Origin of the sequence: Roseomonas sp. KE2513 (assembly GCF_016107305.1) — a bacterium.
Taxonomy (GTDB): domain Bacteria; phylum Pseudomonadota; class Alphaproteobacteria; order Acetobacterales; family Acetobacteraceae; genus Roseomonas.
This window is the reverse complement of sequence record NZ_RCVR01000025.1, coordinates 41,062-58,037: the sequence shown is the minus strand read 5'-3', so window position 1 is coordinate 58,037 and position 16,976 is coordinate 41,062. Positions and strand designations below refer to the sequence as shown.

18 protein-coding genes are annotated in these 16,976 nt (G+C 71.5%); 5 read left to right on the top strand and 13 right to left on the bottom strand.

Annotation, left to right across the window (positions count from 1 at the left end; genetic code table 11):
* The first annotated feature begins 15 nt into the window (after positions 1-15).
* On the top strand, positions 16-1,152 hold the full coding sequence (locus tag D9599_RS21350; RefSeq protein ID WP_198383312.1) for a bifunctional 2-methylcitrate synthase/citrate synthase: 1,137 nt from the start codon (positions 16-18) through the stop codon (positions 1,150-1,152).
* Between the two features lie 432 nt (positions 1,153-1,584).
* On the opposite strand, the gene D9599_RS21345 is transcribed toward D9599_RS21350, so the two are convergent.
* The 10 genes from D9599_RS21345 to D9599_RS21300 form a co-directional block, all read right to left on the bottom strand.
* Positions 1,585-2,430, bottom strand: coding sequence for a hypothetical protein (locus tag D9599_RS21345; RefSeq protein ID WP_198383311.1), 846 nt, complete (start codon positions 2,428-2,430; stop codon positions 1,585-1,587).
* A gap of 112 nt (positions 2,431-2,542) precedes the next feature.
* Positions 2,543-3,625 (bottom strand): four-carbon acid sugar kinase family protein, encoded by a 1,083-nt coding sequence (locus D9599_RS21340; RefSeq protein WP_198383310.1) that lies wholly within the window; start codon positions 3,623-3,625, stop codon positions 2,543-2,545.
* A gap of 1 nt (position 3,626) precedes the next feature.
* Entirely contained in the window at positions 3,627-4,493 is an 867-nt protein-coding gene (locus tag D9599_RS21335; protein ID WP_198383309.1) for a class I SAM-dependent methyltransferase, read from the bottom strand.
* A gap of 10 nt (positions 4,494-4,503) precedes the next feature.
* On the bottom strand, positions 4,504-5,547 hold the full coding sequence (locus tag D9599_RS21330) for a glycosyltransferase family 4 protein (protein ID WP_198383308.1): 1,044 nt from the start codon (positions 5,545-5,547) through the stop codon (positions 4,504-4,506).
* Positions 5,544-5,960: a 6-carboxytetrahydropterin synthase gene (locus D9599_RS21325; protein ID WP_198383307.1), complete on the bottom strand. Its 417-nt coding sequence runs from the start codon at positions 5,958-5,960 to the stop codon at positions 5,544-5,546. The genes D9599_RS21330 and D9599_RS21325 overlap by 4 nt, the downstream gene beginning before the upstream one ends.
* A 7-nt stretch (positions 5,961-5,967) precedes the next feature.
* Positions 5,968-6,960 carry a zinc-binding alcohol dehydrogenase gene (locus D9599_RS21320; protein WP_232480752.1) on the bottom strand — a complete coding sequence of 331 codons (993 nt, stop codon included), beginning with the start codon at positions 6,958-6,960 and terminating at the stop codon, positions 5,968-5,970.
* Complete coding sequence (locus tag D9599_RS21315; protein ID WP_198383306.1) at positions 6,957-7,745, bottom strand: RibD family protein; 789 nt, start codon at positions 7,743-7,745, stop codon at positions 6,957-6,959. The genes D9599_RS21320 and D9599_RS21315 overlap by 4 nt, the downstream gene beginning before the upstream one ends.
* A gap of 82 nt (positions 7,746-7,827) precedes the next feature.
* Positions 7,828-8,259: a hypothetical protein gene (locus tag D9599_RS21310; protein WP_198383305.1), complete on the bottom strand. Its 432-nt coding sequence runs from the start codon at positions 8,257-8,259 to the stop codon at positions 7,828-7,830.
* Positions 8,256-8,621, bottom strand: coding sequence for a rod-binding protein (locus D9599_RS21305; protein WP_198383304.1), 366 nt, complete (start codon positions 8,619-8,621; stop codon positions 8,256-8,258). Before D9599_RS21305 ends, D9599_RS21310 begins: the two co-directional genes overlap by 4 nt.
* Positions 8,621-9,742 (bottom strand): flagellar basal body P-ring protein FlgI, encoded by a 1,122-nt coding sequence (locus D9599_RS21300; protein WP_198383303.1) that lies wholly within the window; start codon positions 9,740-9,742, stop codon positions 8,621-8,623. The genes D9599_RS21305 and D9599_RS21300 overlap by 1 nt, the downstream gene beginning before the upstream one ends.
* A gap of 226 nt (positions 9,743-9,968) precedes the next feature.
* Between D9599_RS21300 and D9599_RS21295 the strand changes: the two genes are divergently transcribed.
* Together D9599_RS21295 and dksA are read left to right on the top strand one after the other, a co-directional pair.
* A complete protein-coding gene (locus D9599_RS21295; protein ID WP_198383302.1) occupies positions 9,969-10,442 on the top strand; it encodes a flagellar assembly protein FliX in 474 nt (157 codons plus the stop codon).
* Between the two features lie 147 nt (positions 10,443-10,589).
* Positions 10,590-11,006: an RNA polymerase-binding protein DksA gene (gene dksA, locus D9599_RS21290; RefSeq protein WP_198383301.1), complete on the top strand. Its 417-nt coding sequence runs from the start codon at positions 10,590-10,592 to the stop codon at positions 11,004-11,006.
* A gap of 23 nt (positions 11,007-11,029) precedes the next feature.
* Here the strand turns inward: dksA and D9599_RS21285 are convergent, their stop codons facing one another.
* The gene (locus D9599_RS21285; protein ID WP_198383300.1) at positions 11,030-12,220 is read right to left on the bottom strand and encodes a DUF1501 domain-containing protein; all 1,191 of its coding nucleotides are present in this window, start codon (positions 12,218-12,220) and stop codon (positions 11,030-11,032) included.
* On the bottom strand, positions 12,217-13,566 hold the full coding sequence (locus D9599_RS21280; protein ID WP_232480751.1) for a DUF1800 family protein: 1,350 nt from the start codon (positions 13,564-13,566) through the stop codon (positions 12,217-12,219). The genes D9599_RS21285 and D9599_RS21280 overlap by 4 nt, the downstream gene beginning before the upstream one ends.
* A gap of 406 nt (positions 13,567-13,972) precedes the next feature.
* Here D9599_RS21280 and fusA point away from each other — a divergent pair, with 406 nt between their 5' ends.
* Positions 13,973-16,054: an elongation factor G gene (gene fusA / locus D9599_RS21275; protein WP_198383299.1), complete on the top strand. Its 2,082-nt coding sequence runs from the start codon at positions 13,973-13,975 to the stop codon at positions 16,052-16,054.
* Between the two features lie 96 nt (positions 16,055-16,150).
* Here fusA and D9599_RS21270 read toward each other — a convergent pair whose 3' ends face one another.
* Positions 16,151-16,600: a MaoC/PaaZ C-terminal domain-containing protein gene (locus D9599_RS21270; protein WP_198383298.1), complete on the bottom strand. Its 450-nt coding sequence runs from the start codon at positions 16,598-16,600 to the stop codon at positions 16,151-16,153.
* 56 nt (positions 16,601-16,656) lie between these two features.
* Between D9599_RS21270 and D9599_RS21265 the strand changes: the two genes are divergently transcribed.
* Entirely contained in the window at positions 16,657-16,971 is a 315-nt protein-coding gene (locus D9599_RS21265; protein ID WP_232480750.1) for a hypothetical protein, read from the top strand.
* Positions 16,972-16,976 lie beyond the last annotated feature (5 nt).

Sequence of the window (16,976 nt, the reverse complement as noted above, 5' to 3'; positions counted from 1 at the left end):
AAGAGGAAGCAACCAATGAGCGAAACCAAGCCCGACATCCGCAAGGGCCTCGTCGGCGTCATCGCCGACGTGTCCGCCGTCTCGAAGGTCATGGCCGAGACGAACAGCCTTACCTATCGCGGCTACCCCGTGCAGGACCTGGCCGAGAACTGCTCCTTCGAGGAGGTTGCCTACCTCCTCTGGAACGGGGAACTGCCCAACGCCTCCCAACTCGCCGACTTCCGCGCCGAGGAAGCCGCCGAGCGCGCGCTGAGCCCCGCGCTGCACGAGGTTATCCGCGCCATGCCGCACGGCGCCCACCCGATGGACGCCATCCGCACCGCCGTCTCCTTCATGGGGATGGAGGACCCGGAGGCAGGCGACGTGTCCGAGCCCGCCACGCGCCGCAAGGCGATGCGCCTGCTGGCGAAGATCCCGACGGCGATCGCTGCCGCCCACCGCGCCTCCAAGGGCCTGCTGCCCGAGACGCCCGATCCCTCACTCACCTTCGCCGAGAACTTCTTTCAGCTCGTCTTCGGCCGGGTGCCCCAGCCCGAGGTGGTGAAGTCCTTCGACGTCTCCCTCATCCTCTACGCGGAGCACGGCTTCAACGCCTCCACCTTCACCGCCCGCACCATCACCTCCACGGGCGCCGACCTGCACGGGGCGGTGGTCGGCGGCATCGCGGCGCTGAAGGGCCCGCTGCACGGCGGCGCCAACGAGGCGGTGATGCACATGCTCAGCGAGATCGGCGACCCCTCCCGCGCGGTGGAGTGGCTGCAGTCCCGCTTCGACCACCGCGCGCTGGTGATGGGCTTCGGCCACCGGGTCTACAAGAACGGCGACAGCCGGGTTCCGACGATGACGAAGTACGCCGAGCGCATGGCCGAGGTGGTGGGCGACCGCCGCTGGATGGAGATGTCGCGCCTGCTGGCGGCCGAGATGCTGGCGAAGAAGAACATCTACCCGAACCTCGATTTCCCGGCGGGCCCCGCCTACCACCTGATGGGCTTCGACATCCCGCTCTTCACCCCGATCTTCGTCGCGTCCCGCATCACCGGCTGGGCCGCGCACGTCATCGAGCAGTCCTCCGACAACCGCCTCATCCGTCCGCTCTCCGAGTACACGGGCGTGTCGCAGCGCACGGTTCCGCCGATGTCCGCGCGCGGCTGACGCACTCAGCTGACAGGCGCCGCAACGAACGGACGCGCTGCTTGCGCGTCCGTTAATGATCGTGGCACAGCGCAACGCACTGCAGCGTGATTTGGATGCACGTCAAAATAAATGCGCGTGCTGCGTCTTTCCGTTGACAACATGCTTGTGCGTGAAGATAGCGTGGCGAGCGCATGAACGGTCACACGCGATTCGCACGCGATGCTGTCGAGCAGCTTGTGCTCACTCCATGCACCGGACTGCTCGGCCCGTGGCGAAGCTGGTGACGGTGATCGGCGCGACGCAACACGGAAGGACGGTTCCTGGCATCCTCGGATGACACCTTGAACCAGGGGCGAGAGCGGGACGTGATCCTCGAAGGAGGATGCCGGATACCGCGCGAAGCCCGGTACGGCGTGGCGCTGCCGCCAAAGGGAGTGGTCCCGGCGCGCGTCAGGCCCTTGGCCGCCCCGCTTCCGCGCTGCGAAGACCCTGTGACGCCTCCCTCCCGACAGGTGGGCGCGTCCTCGGGACAGTATTGGCCCATGACGTGACCCATCCGGCACGAAACCCCCAGGAGATCCAGCACGTGAGCGAAGAGAAGACCCCCCGAGCGGCCGCGATGGCCATGAGCACCACGCGCCGCAGCGCCGGCACGCGCAAGGCGAGCACCGCCGGCCGCGCGAAGCCTGCCGCAAAGACCACGAAGACCGCCGCGAAGAAGCCCGGCCCCGCCAAGGGCAGCGCGACGGCGAAGAAGGCGACCGCCACCGCGCGCAACGCGAAGAAGACGGCGCCCGCCCGCAAGACCGCCGCGACGAAGGCCGCGACGAAGTCCGGCACCACGCGCCGCACGACGGCCGCGAAGAAGGCCGCGCCCGCCCGCAAGACCGCTTCCACGCGCAGCACCACTGCGCGCAGCACCACCGCGCGCAAGGCGGCGCCCGCCCGCAAGACGGCCACCGCGAAGAAGGCGGCCCCCGCGAAGCGCGCGACCGGCGCGAAGACCGCCGCGAAGTCCGCGACCGCCCGCCGTCCGGCGGCGTCCCGCACCAGCACCGCGGCCAAGCGCACCACCGCGACGACGGCGCGCAAGGCGCCGGCGCGCAAGGCCGCAACGAGCACGCGCGCGACCGCCACACGCTCGACGAGCACCCGCTCGACCACCGCGAAGGCGCCGGCCAAGCGCGCCGCCGCGACGCGCAGCACGGCTACTCGCAAGAGCGCCACGACCTCGGCTCGCAGCGAGGCCGCGAAGAAGGGTGCCGCCACCCGCGCCCGCCGGAAGGCCGAGGCCACCGCCGCCGCCGCGCCCGAGACGACGGCGCCGGAGACGGAGGCTCAGTCCAGCAGCGACGCGACCTGATCGCCTCGCGATCACCGTGAGGGGGGCGCTCCGGCGCCCCCTTTTTCATGCCTGCGCGGCGAAGGCGCTCAGCATGATGTCCCGCGCGCCTGCGGCTCCGGGCTTGAGCAGGAGGTGGAGCGGCGCTCCCTCCACCTCGCACCAGGGCAGCCCTGCACCGGCCTCCGCGCCCAGGCGGAGCGAGCGCGGAGCGAGCGCCGCGACCACGCTCTCGCAGGCCTCCTCGCCCGCGACGAGCAGCCGCGTGACGCCGCGCGCCACCAGTCCCTTCGCAAGCTCCCCCGCCAGGTCCGCACGCTGCGGCGCGGCAATCACCACCGGCGCCTCCTCGGGCAGAAGCGGCGCCGCCCAATCAAGCGCCGCCGCCAGCCCCTCCGCGTCGCGCAGGTCGTGCGTCGGCGCATAGATCCGCGCGAGCCCGGCTTGGGAGAGCGTCTCGCGCGCGCCGGAGCACACGAGCACCGCACCTGGGCCGTGCGGGGCCTCTGTCGGGCGCTCGGCGCGGGAGAGGTGCTGCGCGATGCCTGAAGCGAGGCCAGCCCCACCGATGAGCAATCCCTGAGTGCCGGCGGCCTCCCCCAGCGCGTGCAGGTGCAGCTGCGTCAGCCCATCGACCACGGCGTAGCGCCGGCCCCACTCCGCCAAGCGTGAGATCTCCGTGCGGATGGCGCCCGCGCCCGCCTCGACCACGCGGAAGGGGATCACTCCCACCGGCTCCTCCGTCCCCGCGGCGAGGCGACGCGCGAGGTTCGCCTCGCCAGCTGCAGGCGCGGCGCCGAGGAAGAGGTGCCCGAGATAGACGGTGCGTCCCCGCGCGGGGTCGGCCGGCACGATCGGCGCGAAGCTCGTCCTCAAGCGGCGCAGCAGCGCATCGGCGAGGCGTCCCGTCGCCATGGGTTCGAAATCAGCGGGAATGGCCTGCACGATCCGCTCCGCGCCGGCCATGAGCAGCGCGTCGCAGGCCGTCAGGCCATCCAGCGGCGCAACCAGCACCACCGCTTCAGTCCCGGGCAGCGCACCCTCGAAAGTGCCCGGAACCAGTGCCGTGTCGATCCCCTCGGCCGAAAGCGCCGCGCCGAACTCGAGCGCGGCCGCAAGGCTCTCCGCGATGGCTCCGAGACGCGCCATCTCAGCGGATCCTGGGCAGGGCGAGCAGGTCCGCGTGGCCGAGCACGGCGCGCAGCCCGCCGCGTCGCGCCTGTGCCCTGCGCGCGGCCGACCAGACCTGCACCGCGGCTCGCCCGCGCGGAAGATGCTCCAGCGCGGCCGCAGCATGGCCGCCCGCGAGTTCCATCAGCATGCGTGTTTCCGCCGGCCCGATGCGCCAGGGAGAGGGAGCAGTTGTCACCGCGTATTCCTTCTCCCTGAAGGCCGCTGCCATCGCACCCACCGCATCGGGCCCGAGCGCCCGGCCGCCAAAGCCCTTGTCCCGCCCCTGGTCCCGCCGAAAGGCGCGGCCGACGAGGCCGTCCGCCGGATGCGGCGGCAGGAAGCGCGCGTCTCCGACAACGTTCAGCGCGCTGTAGAAGGGAAGCTGCAGCTCCTCCGCCATGCGCGTCACCCAGGAACGCGAGACGAGGTCGCAGAGCGCGGTGCAGACCACGGCATCCGCCCGCTCCAGCGGCAGCCCGTCGGGCGCGTCCGCGAGGTCCCGCACCAGCCCGTCCACGCGCCAGGCACCGGAGGGGGTGTGCACGAGCAGCGTCCGCTTGTTCGGCGCCGAGACCTCGAAACCGACCGACACAGCCCGGTCCGCGATGGTGTCAAAGGCAAACTCGATCAGCGTCACGTCCGCGTCCACCAGCGTCCAGGCCTGGGGGCGATTCAGGATGGGCGCGAGCCAGCGGAAAAGGCTGCCCGTCCCGGCGCCGAGGTCCAGCAGGCGCGGGCGAGCGGGCAGCGCCTCCGAGAGCGCGAGGGCGAGCGCGATGCTGCGCGCCCGCGCATCGTGCGGCTCGCGCAGCTCCAGCCAGTCTGCGTCGAAGCTCTCGGTCATGCGGGGATGCTCAAGCGACGGCTGCCTTTATCTCGGCGGCGAAGGCGGCCGCGCGGTCCTCCCAGCGGGGAAGCTCCTTGCCGGCGCGCCAGGCGGCATCTGCCATCGCTTCGCGCAGGCCCTTGTCGTAGATGGGCCGACGCATGGCGCGGGAAAGGCTGTTGTGGTCGCCGGGTGCGCAGACCACCGCGGCGTCACGCGGGGCAAGGTCGGCCAGCGCGCCACCTTCGGTGATCGCGAGCGGCAGGCCGTGCGACAGAGCCTCCGCCACCGCCATGCCATATCCCTCCCACCAGCTCGCGGAGGCGAAGAGGTCGGCGCGGTCGTAGAGCGCTTCCAGCGCCTCGCCCTCCACCTGCCCCACGAAGGCAACGCGCGGCCCGATGCCGAGATCATCGGCGAGGGCGCGAAGCTCGTCGAGAAGTCCGGGGTCGCGCGGTGCCCCTGCGATGGTGAGCGTCCACTCGATGTCCGTCAGCCGGCCGAGCGCGCGCAGCAGCACGTCGTGCCCCTTGCGGCGCGTGATGGTCGCGACCGAGAGGATGGCGCATCCAGTTCCCCCCGACCCGCGCGCGCGGGCGGCCGGCTCCGTGCCCGGCTCGACAATCCCGATGCGCGCGGGCTCGGCGCCGAAATCCGCAGGCAGTCGGGAAGCGGTGAGCCGGGAGGTGGTGACGAGTCGCGCGAGCTGCGGGAAAAGCGCCCGCTCCCGCTCGCGCAGAGCGTCGCGCTTCGCTTCGGGAAAGCCGGCCTCCAGTGCCGTGGGGTGGTGGATCAGGCCGAGGCAGCGCCGCATCCAGTCGCCTCCGGCGAGTGGCGCGAAGGCCGGAAGCCCGAGCCCGTCGAGCACGAGGGCCTCGTCCGATGACAATCGGGCGATCACTGCGCGCGCCGCGGCCTCCGCCTCCTCGTCGGGCAGCGGATGGCGGCCCGGCATCTCCTCCACTCGCACATCGTGGCCGAGCTCGCGCAGCCCCGCGATGATACGCCGGTCGTACCCATAGCCGCCGCTGACCGTGGAGAGCGGTGCCGGAACCGCGAGGACGAGCCTCATGCCTTCGAGGCTCCCGGCACCTCGGCCTCGTAGGCCGCCCAGGCGAGCGGGCTCTCGCGCAGCAGCACCTTCACCGCCCGCACCGCGCGCCCGCCCTCGCCGAGCTTGCCCTCCGCCAGCGCTGCGCAGAGCAGGGCGTGGATGTGGAAGCAGAGGAATTCGGTGGTGGTGTTCTGGCCCGCGAAGGCAGGCAGGGTGTCAAGATTGTTGTAGTCGAAGCTGTCCAGGATCCGGCGCAGTTCCACCCGCGCGGCGACGATGTCCACCAGGAGGTTGGCATCATCCAGCCGCGGGGCTCGGAACTCGGCTTCCACCACGAAGGTCGCGCCGTGCACGCGCTGGGCGGGGCCGAAGCCCTCGCCGCGGAAGGAATGGGCGACCATGACATGGTCGGCGACGGTCAGGCTGTACATGCTCTTCTCATTCATAGGTGACGACGGGCAGCAGCGGCGCAGCCCCTCCTTCGGCCGCGTCGCCCAGCAGCCCCGCCATCGCGCGCGGTAGCTCGCGGAAGGCGACCATCGGGCCGCAGAGCGCATCCAGCGCGGGATCGGAGAGCAGGCGGAGAGCGAGGGCCAGCCGCTCGGCGTGGGTGCGCCGACCGCGCATCGGCCCCGCCACCTGTCCGACCTGGCTGGAGCGGATGCTCACCCGCCCGGCATGGAAGGTTCCGCCGAGCGGCAGCGCGCATTCCTTGTCGCCGAACCAGGAGGCCTCGATAATCCGCGCCTCGAAGCCGGCGCAGCGGATGGCGGTGCGAAGCCCCTCAGGGTTGCCGCTCGCGTGCACGATCAGGTCCCGCCCGCCCGGCGCCTCCGCGGGCGCGACGAGGCGTAGGCCGAGCGCCTTCGCCACGGCGGCGCGCGAGGGGTCCGGATCGGCCACCACCAACTCCACCGCCGGGAAGCGCGAGATGAGCCAGGCGCAAAGCAGCCCGACCACGCCCGCGCCGACCACCAGCGCGCGCTCCCCGGCCATGGGCTGCGCATCCCAGGCCACGTTCAGCGCCGTCTCCATGTTCGCGGCCAGCACGGCGCGCCACTCCGGCACGTTGTCCGGCACGCGCGCGCAGAGGGAGAGCGGGGCGACGAAGCGGTCCTGGTGCGGGTGCAGGCAGAAGACGCGCGCGCCCAACCAATCCTCTGGCCCGTCCTCCACGACACCGACGGCGGCGTAGCCGTACTTCACAGGAAAGGGGAAGTCGCCGGACTGCAGGGGCGCACGCATCCTCGCCCACTCGCTCTCGGGAACGCCGCCATGGAAGACGAGTCGCTCCGTCCCGCGGCTGATGCCGCTGGCCATGGTCCGCACCAGCACCTCGCCGGGGCCGGGCACGCGCAGCGTCTCACCGTGGATTGCGCCTTGCCCGGGACCTGTCGTCCAGAAGGCGGTGGCGGTCAGTGCGCCGTTCATGCGCCGCCGCAGACGCGCGGGCGGACCCGGGCGAGGGGAATGTCGAGAAGGATGTCGCCGCCCTCCAGCGGAAAGGGGGTCCAGGTGAAGCGCAGCCCGTCCGCGATCCGCGTCGCTTCCGGCAGGGTGAAGGCCGCGCGGCCGGAGCCGAGAATGACCGGCGCCACGGTCACGTGGAGCCGGTCGAGCAGGCCCGCCGAGAGGAAGTGCGAGACCGTGACGCCACCGCCCTCCACGAAGACGCGCGATAGGCCGCGCGCACGGAGTGCCCGCAGCAGCGCCTCAAGGTCGAGTCCCGCTCCGCCGCGCGGCAGGCGCAGCACCTCTGCTTGGCCATGACGGTCCGCGCCGGGAGCGTCCTCTCGGCAAGCGAGCAGCGTCGGTGCGGCCCCGTCCTGGAACACGCGCCTGTCATCCGGCAGGCGGCGGGCAGGGTCCAGCACCACGCGCACGGGATTCGCTCCCTCCACCTCCCGCGTCGTCAGCCGCGGATCGTCCTGCTCGACAGTGCCGGCGCCGACGATGACGGCGTCGCAGAGCGCGCGGAGGCGGTGCGTATGCAGGATGTCGCCGCGTCCGCCGATCCACTGGCTGGAACCGCAGGCGGTCGCGATACGGCCGTCCAGCGTCTGCGCCAGCCGGCCGATGACGAGGCACCCATCGCCACCCGCCCCACCGCCGAGCACGGGATCGAAGAGGCGCGACGGCCGCGTGCCGTCCGAAGCTCCCGCCTTCCTGGCGAGGAGCGAGGGCCAGCTTTCCTCGGTCGTGCAGTCCTCGGCCATGGCGTCCATCCACCACGAGCTATGCCCCAGCAGGCCTCGCCGCGCCAGGGCGCATCACGCGCCGCGCCGCCGTGCAGGCTGTTCAGGCGCGCGCGGCGAGCGCCAGCGCGGGCGTCTGGCGCGCCATCGCGCGCTGGCCCATCCCGCCGTAGGTCGTCGGCCGGCTGGCGGGAATCGCCGCGCCGGCGATCGTCTCGATCACGCGGGACTGCAGCCCGATCGCGCGCTCGAGCAGCCGGCGGTTCTCGTCCGAGAGGTCGCGCAGTCGCGCGGCCAGGCGCTCGGCGGCGTAGCGCAGCTCGCCCTGCGCCTTGCCGCCCGTCTTCATCGCCGCGCCAAAGGCGGCCGCGAAGGCGTCGGAGGCCTGCAGCTTCGTGGTGGCGAGCGTCGCCGCGCGCGAGAGGTCAAGCCGCGCAAGCGCCTCGTTCTCCTCGCGCAGCGCCTCCGTCAGGCGCACGCCGGCGTTGAGCAGCGCCTGGATCATCGGCGCGTGGTTCGTGGGGCTCTGGTTCACGGGCGGGCTCCTTCCTGAGGTGTCGTCGGTAGCGCGGGTGCGGCGGAGATGGAGGTGAGGGCGCTGCGCTCGCCGCCTGCGGGTGCCTCGGCCGAGGCCTGGCCTGACTGGGCGGCGGCCTGCATCCGCAGCATCTCGGCATGCACCGCGCTCGCGATGCCGACCCCGCCGCGCTCGGCCCAGGCCTTGGCGTGCTGCTCGATGAGCATGGGCCGCCACTGCTCCTCCGCCGCGCGGCCGGAGAGCAGGCCCTTCGGCGCCTCGCCGTAGACGGGCTTCAGAAGGGCGCCGAGCGCCTGGGCTTCGAAGCGCCGCGCGGTGCGGGCGATGGCGGAGCCGTCGGTGGGGGAAAGGGCGTTCATCAGCGCACCTCCAGCTCGGCCTGCAATGCGCCGGCCGCCTTGATAGATTGCAGGATCGTGATCATGTCGCGCGGGCCGACGCCGAGGGAGTTGAGTCCGCGCACGAGGTCCTCGAGCGTGACCGAGCGGGGCAGGATGCCGAGGCGCCGGTCGCGCTGGTCGTCCACCTGGATGTTGGTGCGCGGCACCACCACCGTCTCGCCGTTCGAGAGCGGGCCCGGCTGGCTCACCTGCGGCGTCTCGGTCACGCGGATGGTCAGGTTGCCTTGGGCGATCGCGACGGTGGAGACGCGCACATTCGCGCCCATGACGATCGTGCCCGAGGCCTCCTCGATGATCACGCGGGCGGCCATGTCGGGCTCCACCCGCAGCTGCTCGATGTCGGTCAGCAGGCGCGTGACGTCGCGGCCGCCGGTGAGCAGCACGATCGTGCGCGGGTCGGTCGCCGTCGCGTTACCGTTGCCGATCGCGCGGTTGATGGCGGCCGCTACGCGCTGAGCCGTGGTGAGGTCGGGGTTGCGCAGCGAGAGGCGGATGCGGTCGCGCCCGGCGAGCTCGAAGGGCACCTCGCGCTCCACCACCGCGCCGCTGCTGATCCGGGCGGAGGTCGGTACGCCTCGCTGAACGGAGGCCGCGCTGCCCCGCGCCGCAATGGCGCCCGTGGCGACCGCGCCCTGTGCGACAGCATAGACCTCGCCGTCCGCGCCGAGCAGCGGCGTGACCAGCAGCGTGCCGCCCGTGAGGTTGGAGGCGTCGCCGAGGGAGGATACGGCGATGTCGAGCCGGCTGCCCGGCCGCGCGAATGGCGGCAGGTTCGCCGTCACCATCACGGCCGCCACGTTGCGCGTATCGAGCCGCGCCTCCTGGTCCCGCGTGTTGACGCCGAGCCGCTCGAGCATCCCGACCAGGGACTGGCGGGTAAAGATGGCGGTCCGCAGCCGGTCCCCGGTGCCGGGCAGGCCCACCACGAGGCCGTAGCCGACAATTTGATTGTCACGGACACCCTCGATGTCCGCGATGTCCTTGATCCGCACCTGCGCCGCCGCCGGCCCGCTGGCGAGAAGCACTCCACCGAAAAGGAGGGCGGCGAGGAGGAGAACAGCCCCCGCCACACGCCCCATCTTGGACTCCTCCTTCGCGGTTCGGAAACCGGTTGTGTGCAAGGTGACCTCCAGCCAGGCGCCGTCTTGGCGCGGTCTCTTTGACGGAACAGCAGCGCAACCGCTGTGCCGGGGAGATGGCGGGGGATGGCGGCAGGAAGTGCCGGGAGGAGGGTGCTTTTCACCACCGCGCCCGGCAGGATCGGACACCGGGCGCGAGCCGGGGCGGCGTGGGCAGGAGGATGGGATGGTGGGCACAGTGACAGGGATGGTCCCGGGACTTGGCGGCGCCCTGGCGGCGGGGCGGGCCGGCGCGGCGCGCGGCACCCGGGTGGGCGGCTTCCGCCTGCCCGAGTCGGCCCGGGAGGCCGTCGGCAGTGCGGCGGCGGAGGAGCTCGCACCCCTTGGCCTGATGGCCTTACAGGAGGTGGACGACGCCACCGCCCGCAACCGCCGTGGCGCCGCCCGGGCACAGGAGATGCTGCGCGACCTTTCAGCCCTTCAGGCGGCCATGCTCTCGGGGGAGGCAAACCCGGCCGCGCTCGAGCGGCTGGCCAGCCAGGCCGAGGAGGAGGTGCCGCCCGATCCGGTGCTGGCGGAGGCACTCGCCGGCATCGCGCTCCGCGCACGAATCGAGGCTGCGCGCCACGGGCTACGCCTCGCCCGCCAGGACGGAAGCTCCTCCTCCCTACGGTCGGAGGGTGCTGCGCAAAGCGGGTAAACTGATGTCAATGTTGTGAAAGCCAATCGGTTTCAGGCCTTTGGCTGGTCACCCCTCTTGTTCTGCGCACATCCTCGTCGCTATACGCGGCTGCCTGACTGGCCGGGTGACCGGCTGGCTCGGAGCCAGGCCATCAGGATGCAAGCCATGCTCATCACCCTGCCGCCGGATTACAGGCCCTCGGACGACGAGGACTTCATGAACCCGCGGCAGCTCGCCTATTTCCGCCAGAAGCTGCTTCTCTGGCGGCAGGAGCTGTTGAGGGAGGCGGGCGAGACCCTCTCCTCCATGGGCCAGGGCGGGATCGTCGAGGCAGACCTGACCGATCGCGCGAGCGTCGAGACCGACCGCGCCCTCGAACTTCGCACCCGCGACCGCGCCCGCAAGCTGGTCAGCAAGATCGACCAGGCGCTCGAGCGCGTGGACAATGGCACCTACGGCTACTGCGAGGAGACGGGCGAGCCGATCGGGCTCCGTCGCCTCGAGGCCCGACCGATCGCCACCCTATCGATCGAAGCCCAGGAGCGCCACGAGCGCATGGAGCGGGTGCACCGGGACGACTGAGCGCCCCTTCCGGCCTTCCCCGGTCAGGCCCTGAGAAGCCCGGTCTTCTCCCCGATGGCACCGCTGCCTGGGAAGGCCGCATCGACGGCGGAGGGCGAGAGGCCGAGATGCCCCCGCAGCAGGGCTTTGGTCACCGACCGCAGGTCCAGCGTCGGCATGAGGTCCCGGTTCTCGTAGAGGCGTCCCGCGCCAAGACCTGGCCAATCCGCCACCACCTGTCCACCCGCGACCGCGCCGCCCAGCAGGAAGGCGGCGCTGCCGGTGCCATGGTCGGTGCCGGCATTGCCGTTCACCCGCGCGGTTCGGCCGAATTCTGTCAGCACCAGCACCGCCGTCCGCGCCCAGGCCGCGCCCAGGTGCTCGCGCAGCGCGTCCAACCCGTCGTCGAGCTGTCCCAACACGCCGCGGAGGCGCCCGTTCTGCCCGGAATGCGTGTCCCAGCCCGAGATCTCCAGTGCAGCCACGCGCGGTCCGCCCGGGGCCGTCATCAGACGCCCCGCCGCAGCGGCCAGCTCGACGAAGCCGCCGCGCTGCTCGGCGGGCGGAACGACTCCGGCGGTGAAGCCGCGCGCCCGCAGCCCTTCCTCGATCGCGGGGCCGGTCAGCGGGTCGGCGTGGTTGATCTCCATCAGCTTCGCGTAGAGGTCTGGCGCCGGCCGGTCGGGGCGGGAGGGGGCGTACATGCCCACCGGCTCCGCCCCCCGCATGATCAGTGGCAGGTCGGTGCCGATGGCGAAGGCGGCGCGGTTCGCGCCCTCCTCATGCCCTGGCAGCCCCGCGAGCGCGCGGTTGAGCCAGCCCGAGGCGAGTCGCTCCTCGGCGCCGATCTCGAGCATGTCCTGGGCGATGAAATGGCTGCGCGAGCGGGTCGGCCCGCAGACGGCGTGCAGCGCGATCGCTTGGTTGGCCGTGAACATGGCGTGAAGCTTCGCCAGCCGCGGGTGCAGCCCGAAGAAGCCGCCGAGGTCGAGCAGCCCTCCCTCTTCGCCTGGCTGAGGCAGGGCGAGGGGGCCGCGGAGTTCGGCCATGGCCGGGTCGCCATAAGGCTGCACGGCGGATAGCCCGTCCAACGCCCCGCGCAGCAGGACGACCACGAAGCGCGAATCGCCCTCGGGTCCCGCCCCGAAAGCCACCCGCGAGCTGCCGAGCATCGCGCCCGCGCTCAGCCCGAGGAGGAACCCGCGCCGGCCGACGGCGGGGAGATGGCGTTTCATCGCCGCTGGAACTCCGGGCTGCCGAGCAGAAGGGTGAGCGCCTCGCGGTTGGAGCCGGCGCGCAGCACCGCCTCCCGCGTCGCGTCTGAGGCCAGGGGGCCGAGCGTCAGCTCCAGCGCCTCCTTCGCGTCGCGCCGCATGAAGCGGCCGCTGACGGCGTGCATCCGGTCTAAGCGGAGCAGCATGCCCTCGGGATGGATCCAGGCGGCAGCCACGTCGGGCCAGCCGTTCGGGGCGACGGGGAACCAGATCTGCTGGCCAAGCGCGAACTCGGCGCTTCCGGCGAGCTGCGCCATCTCGGGCCCCGCCCCCATGGCCCGTAGCGCGGCGACGACGAGGTCGTGCGGCGAGCGAAGCTTCGAGAGCGGGGTCGACCAGGCCTCGGGCAGGGCCACCAGCTCCCGGGCGACGGCGCCGAGATCGCCTCCGGTGTCGTGCAGCACCCCGGCCAGGCGGTCCACCACGGCGGGCGGGGGGGCGTCAGCAACAAAGTGCCGCGCGAGCTTGAGCGCGAGGTGGCGGTGGGTCGCCGGATGGATGGCCAGCCAGTCGAGGGAGGCGTCGATCGACGCCTCCCCCGGCGGGAAGACCTTGCCCATGATCGTCTTCTCGCCGGGCTGGTGGCTGTCGGGCCGGAAGATGGTTCCGCGTGGGTCACGGATCCGCTCGACGGTCAGACCCGTGAGGAGGCGCGCGAACTCGGTCACGTCAGCCTGGGTGTAGCCGGCGGCGGGCGAGAGGGTGTGCAGCTCTAGCAGCTCCCGTCCAAGATTCTCGTTCAGGCCCCGCCGGCTCCGCCGCCCGAGGGTGCTGTCCGGCCCGACGGAGGAGTCCTGATTCAGATAGGTGAGCATCGCCGGATGGCGGATGGCTGCCTTCAGCAGCGTGCCGAACGGGCCGAAGACATGGGGCCGGATGGCCGTGCGGAGATAATCCCCGACGAGCGGCAGCACGCCGGAGTCCCGTGCGCTGACCGAGAGGTGGTTCGCCCAGAAGCCGACCAGCCGTTCGCGGAAGGGCATGGTCGTCGTGAGGAGCCGCCCGAGATAGGACCTGATTTCGGCGTCGTAGAGGACTGCCCCCCGCGGGCGCTGGCCCGGCGGCACTTGGTTGCGCCGGTCGAGGAGGTTGATGGCTAGCGCGTCTGCCGCCGTCGGGTCCTGCTCCCAGTCTAGGGGCGGGTCCACGACCTCCGCCGGCGCCTCGATCTGGGCGAGTAGCCAAGCCCGGGGGGCTCCGGGGGGCGGGGAGTCGGGCCGCGGTCCCAGGCCGAACCGGAGGGCGGCGATGTGGCCTTCGGGCGTCATGGCGCCCGCAGCTAGCACCTGGCGGGCGGTGTGGCTCAAGGGCGATCTGGCAACGAAACGTGACACGACTGGCTGAAACCGTCCCGGACGACCCGAGAAAGCTTGCAAAATGCCGCCCGCGAGAGCATGTGTCCGCCCGCGGCAAGGGCGCGGCAGCGGAGCCCTGGCGGCATCAGGCAGACCGGGTGGGCAACGGGCGGAGCGACAATGTCGCGAAGGCCCGTGCAGCCGCATCCGGGAGGCCTGGCCCTCGGGCCACCCAGCTGCAGCCCCAGGCGGTGCAAGCGGAATCCCGCCGCGCCGCACGAGACGACCGCACGGCATCGCCGCGCACAACCCTCGCGGCCCCCCGCCGCGGTTCAACCGCGCGGCCCGGCCGCGTACCAACGCCGCGGCAAGCCCGCGACATGACGGCGCGGCCCGGCCGCGACTGACGGAGGCCCAAGTGGCGCGCACCCCCCTCGACCGAATCCGCAACATCGGCATCACCGCGCATATCGACGCCGGCAAGACGACCACGACCGAGCGGATCCTCTACTACACCGGCAAGAACCACCGCATCGGTGAGGTCCACGAGGGCAACACCACGACGGACTACATGGAGCAGGAGCGTGAGCGCGGCATCACGATCACCTCCGCCGCCGTGACCGCCGAGTGGAAGGACCACCGGATCAACGTCATCGACACCCCGGGCCACATCGACTTCAACATCGAGGTGAACCGCTCGCTGCGCGTGCTCGACGGCGCGGTGTTCATCATCGAGGGCGTGGCCGGCGTGCAGCCGCAGTCCGAGACGAACTGGCGCTTGGCGGACCGTTACAACGTTCCCCGCATCATCTTCATCAACAAGCTCGACCGCACCGGCGCCGACTTCTACCGCGCGGCCGCGACTCTGACCGAGAAGCTCGGCATCAACTGGGTCACCCTCCAGCTGCCGATCGGGATCGAGGATACCCTCAAGGGCGTCGTCGACCTCGTCGAGATGAAGGCCCTCATCTGGGAGGGCGACGAGCTTGGCGCCAAGTACCATGAGGCCCCGATCCCGGACGACCTCAAGGACAAGGCCACTGAGTTCCGCCAGACCCTGCTCGACACCGTGCTCGGCGCCGATGACGCCGCCATGGAGGAGTATTTCGAGAAGGGCGACGTCTCCATTGAGACGCTGAAGCGCGCCATCAAGAAGGGCACGATCTCCGGCGAGTTCCGCCCGGTCTTCTGCGGCTCCGCCTTCAAGAACAAGGGCGTGCAGCCCCTGCTCGACGCCGTGATCGACTACCTGCCGAGCCCGGTGGACATCGAGGGCATCAAGGTGGCCCCCGAGGAGGGCGAGGACGAGACGGCCGAGCGCCGCATCATCCCCGCCGACGTGGACGCGCCCTTCGCGGGGCTCGCCTTCAAGATCGTCAACGACAAGTACGGCAACTTGACCTTCGTGCGCGTTTACCGCGGCGTGCTGAAGTCCGGTGATACCGTGATGAACACGACGAAGGGGAACAAGGAGCGCATCGGCCGCATGTTCCAGATGCACGCCGACAAGCGCGAGGAGATCAAGGAGGTCACGGCCGGCGACATCGCCGCCTTCGTGGGCCTGAAGGACACCGGCACGGGCGACACCCTGGCCGACTCCACCGACCCCGTCGTGCTCGAGCGCATGGCCTTCCCCGTCCCCGTGATCGACATCTCCGTCGAGCCGAAGACGAAGGAGGGCGTCGAGAAGATGACGCTCGGCCTGCAGAAGCTGGCCGGCGAGGACCCCTCGCTGCGCCTGCGCACCGACCAGGAGACCGGTCAGACCATCCTGTCCGGCATGGGCGAGCTGCACCTCGAGATCATCATCGACCGCCTGAAGCGCGAGTACGGCGTAGATGCCAACATCGGCGCCCCGCAGGTCGCCTACCGCGAGACGATCACCAAGCCGCACACCGAGACCTATACCCACAAGAAGCAGTCGGGCGGTTCGGGCCAGTACGCCGAGGTGAAGATCACCTTCGAGCCTCTGGAGCGGAACACGGGTGTCGAGTTCGTGAACGCGGTGGTCGGCGGCGCGGTGCCGAAGGAGTACATCCCGGCGGTCGACAAGGGCATCAAGGTCCAGGCCGACACCGGCGTGCTCGCCGGCTTCCCGACGGTGGACTTCAAGTTCTCCCTCGTGGACGGCAAGTACCACGACGTCGACTCGTCGGCCCTGGCCTTCGAGATCGCCGCCAAGGCGTGCTTCCGCGAGGGCATGAAGAAGGCCAGCCCGGTGATCCTGGAGCCGATCATGGACGTGGAGGTCACCACCCCCGCCGACCATGTCGGCGACGTGGTCGGCGACCTGAACCGCCGCCGCGGCGTGATCCAGTCGCAGGACATGGCCTCGACCTCCGTGATCATCCGGGCTCACGTGCCGCTGAAGGAGATGTTCGGCTACATTTCGAACCTCCGCGGCATGACGAAGGGGCGCGCCTCCTTCTCCATGCAGTTCCACCACTACGATCCGGTCCCCCGGAACGTGGCGGAGGAGATCATGAAGGCTTCGGCCTGATCACCCTCCGGCCGCGCCCAGCGCGACCGGACCGGAACAGCGAAGGGGGCGGCACCGGACCCGGTGCCGCCCCCTTCGGCATTTCTGGCGCTCCCTTCAGCGCCGCAGGTGGTGCAGCCCCGTTGCGTCCAGCACCACCACCCCGTCGGCCGTACGGGTTGCCACGTAGCGCAGGCGGGCCGAGCCCCGGTCCCGCCGGGCGCGGGAGGTCTTCACCTCCATCACCTCCACGGTCACCAGCACCTCCTCTCCCGGGCGGAGGGCGGCGGGCCAGCGGACATCCATTGCAGAGCCCGCCAGGCTGATGTCGCGGAGCAAGGGGCTGGCCATCAGCAGCCCGAAGCTGGCCGAGAGCGTGTGCAGCCCGGCCGCCACCACCGTGCCGAAGATCGAGGACCGCGCTGCTACCTCGTCGAGGTGGAAAGGCTGGGGATCGTAGCGGGAGGCGAAGTCCCGGATCTCCTCCAGCGAGAGCGTCAACCGGCCGATCTCGTAGCGGTCACCCACGTGAAGGTCGTCGAGGGAGCGGAGACGGGGGGGCGCCATCTCCCCTCCTTAACCCTTCCGAGGGGCCTCTTGAAGCACGGGCGGGCAGGGGCGACATGCGTCCCATGATCCAGGATCAACGCCGCCCGCCGGTTCTCGACATGACGCCCGATGGCGGCTTCCGCGAACCGCCGCGGCCGCCCGTTGGCGCCACCTGGCTCGACCGCGCGCTGATGAAGGTCGGCGGCGTGGCCGTGCTGGCGGCCCTCGTCGCGGGCGGGCTGGTGCTCGCGGCCTCCGCGGTCGTGATCCTCGGCCTGCTGATCCCGGTGCTGCTCGTGGCCGGGGCGGTGGGCTTCGGCTCGCTCTGGTGGCGCGTGCGGCGGGCCCGGCGCAGCGGCGGCGCCGTCTTCGTCGTCTCCCGCCGTTGATCCCC

Excerpts from the sequence above, each read along its gene's own strand:
- D9599_RS21350 (WP_198383312.1), top strand. The coding sequence starts at position 16 with ATGAGCGAAACCAAGCCCGACATCCGCAAGGGCCTCGTCGGCGTCATC.
- D9599_RS21340 (WP_198383310.1), bottom strand. The coding sequence starts at position 3,625 with ATGGCGCGTCTCGGAGCCATCGCGGAGAGCCTTGCGGCCGCGCTCGAG.
- D9599_RS21335 (WP_198383309.1), bottom strand. The coding sequence starts at position 4,493 with ATGACCGAGAGCTTCGACGCAGACTGGCTGGAGCTGCGCGAGCCGCAC.
- D9599_RS21330 (WP_198383308.1), bottom strand. The coding sequence starts at position 5,547 with ATGAGGCTCGTCCTCGCGGTTCCGGCACCGCTCTCCACGGTCAGCGGC.
- D9599_RS21325 (WP_198383307.1), bottom strand. The coding sequence starts at position 5,960 with ATGTACAGCCTGACCGTCGCCGACCATGTCATGGTCGCCCATTCCTTC.
- D9599_RS21320 (WP_232480752.1), bottom strand. The coding sequence starts at position 6,960 with ATGAACGGCGCACTGACCGCCACCGCCTTCTGGACGACAGGTCCCGGG.
- D9599_RS21315 (WP_198383306.1), bottom strand. The coding sequence starts at position 7,745 with ATGGCCGAGGACTGCACGACCGAGGAAAGCTGGCCCTCGCTCCTCGCC.
- D9599_RS21305 (WP_198383304.1), bottom strand. The coding sequence starts at position 8,621 with ATGAACGCCCTTTCCCCCACCGACGGCTCCGCCATCGCCCGCACCGCG.
- D9599_RS21300 (WP_198383303.1), bottom strand. The coding sequence starts at position 9,742 with ATGGGGCGTGTGGCGGGGGCTGTTCTCCTCCTCGCCGCCCTCCTTTTC.
- D9599_RS21295 (WP_198383302.1), top strand. The coding sequence starts at position 9,969 with ATGGTGGGCACAGTGACAGGGATGGTCCCGGGACTTGGCGGCGCCCTG.
- dksA (WP_198383301.1), top strand. The coding sequence starts at position 10,590 with ATGCTCATCACCCTGCCGCCGGATTACAGGCCCTCGGACGACGAGGAC.
- D9599_RS21285 (WP_198383300.1), bottom strand. The coding sequence starts at position 12,220 with ATGAAACGCCATCTCCCCGCCGTCGGCCGGCGCGGGTTCCTCCTCGGG.
- D9599_RS21270 (WP_198383298.1), bottom strand. The coding sequence starts at position 16,600 with ATGGCGCCCCCCCGTCTCCGCTCCCTCGACGACCTTCACGTGGGTGAC.
- D9599_RS21265 (WP_232480750.1), top strand. The coding sequence starts at position 16,657 with ATGCGTCCCATGATCCAGGATCAACGCCGCCCGCCGGTTCTCGACATG.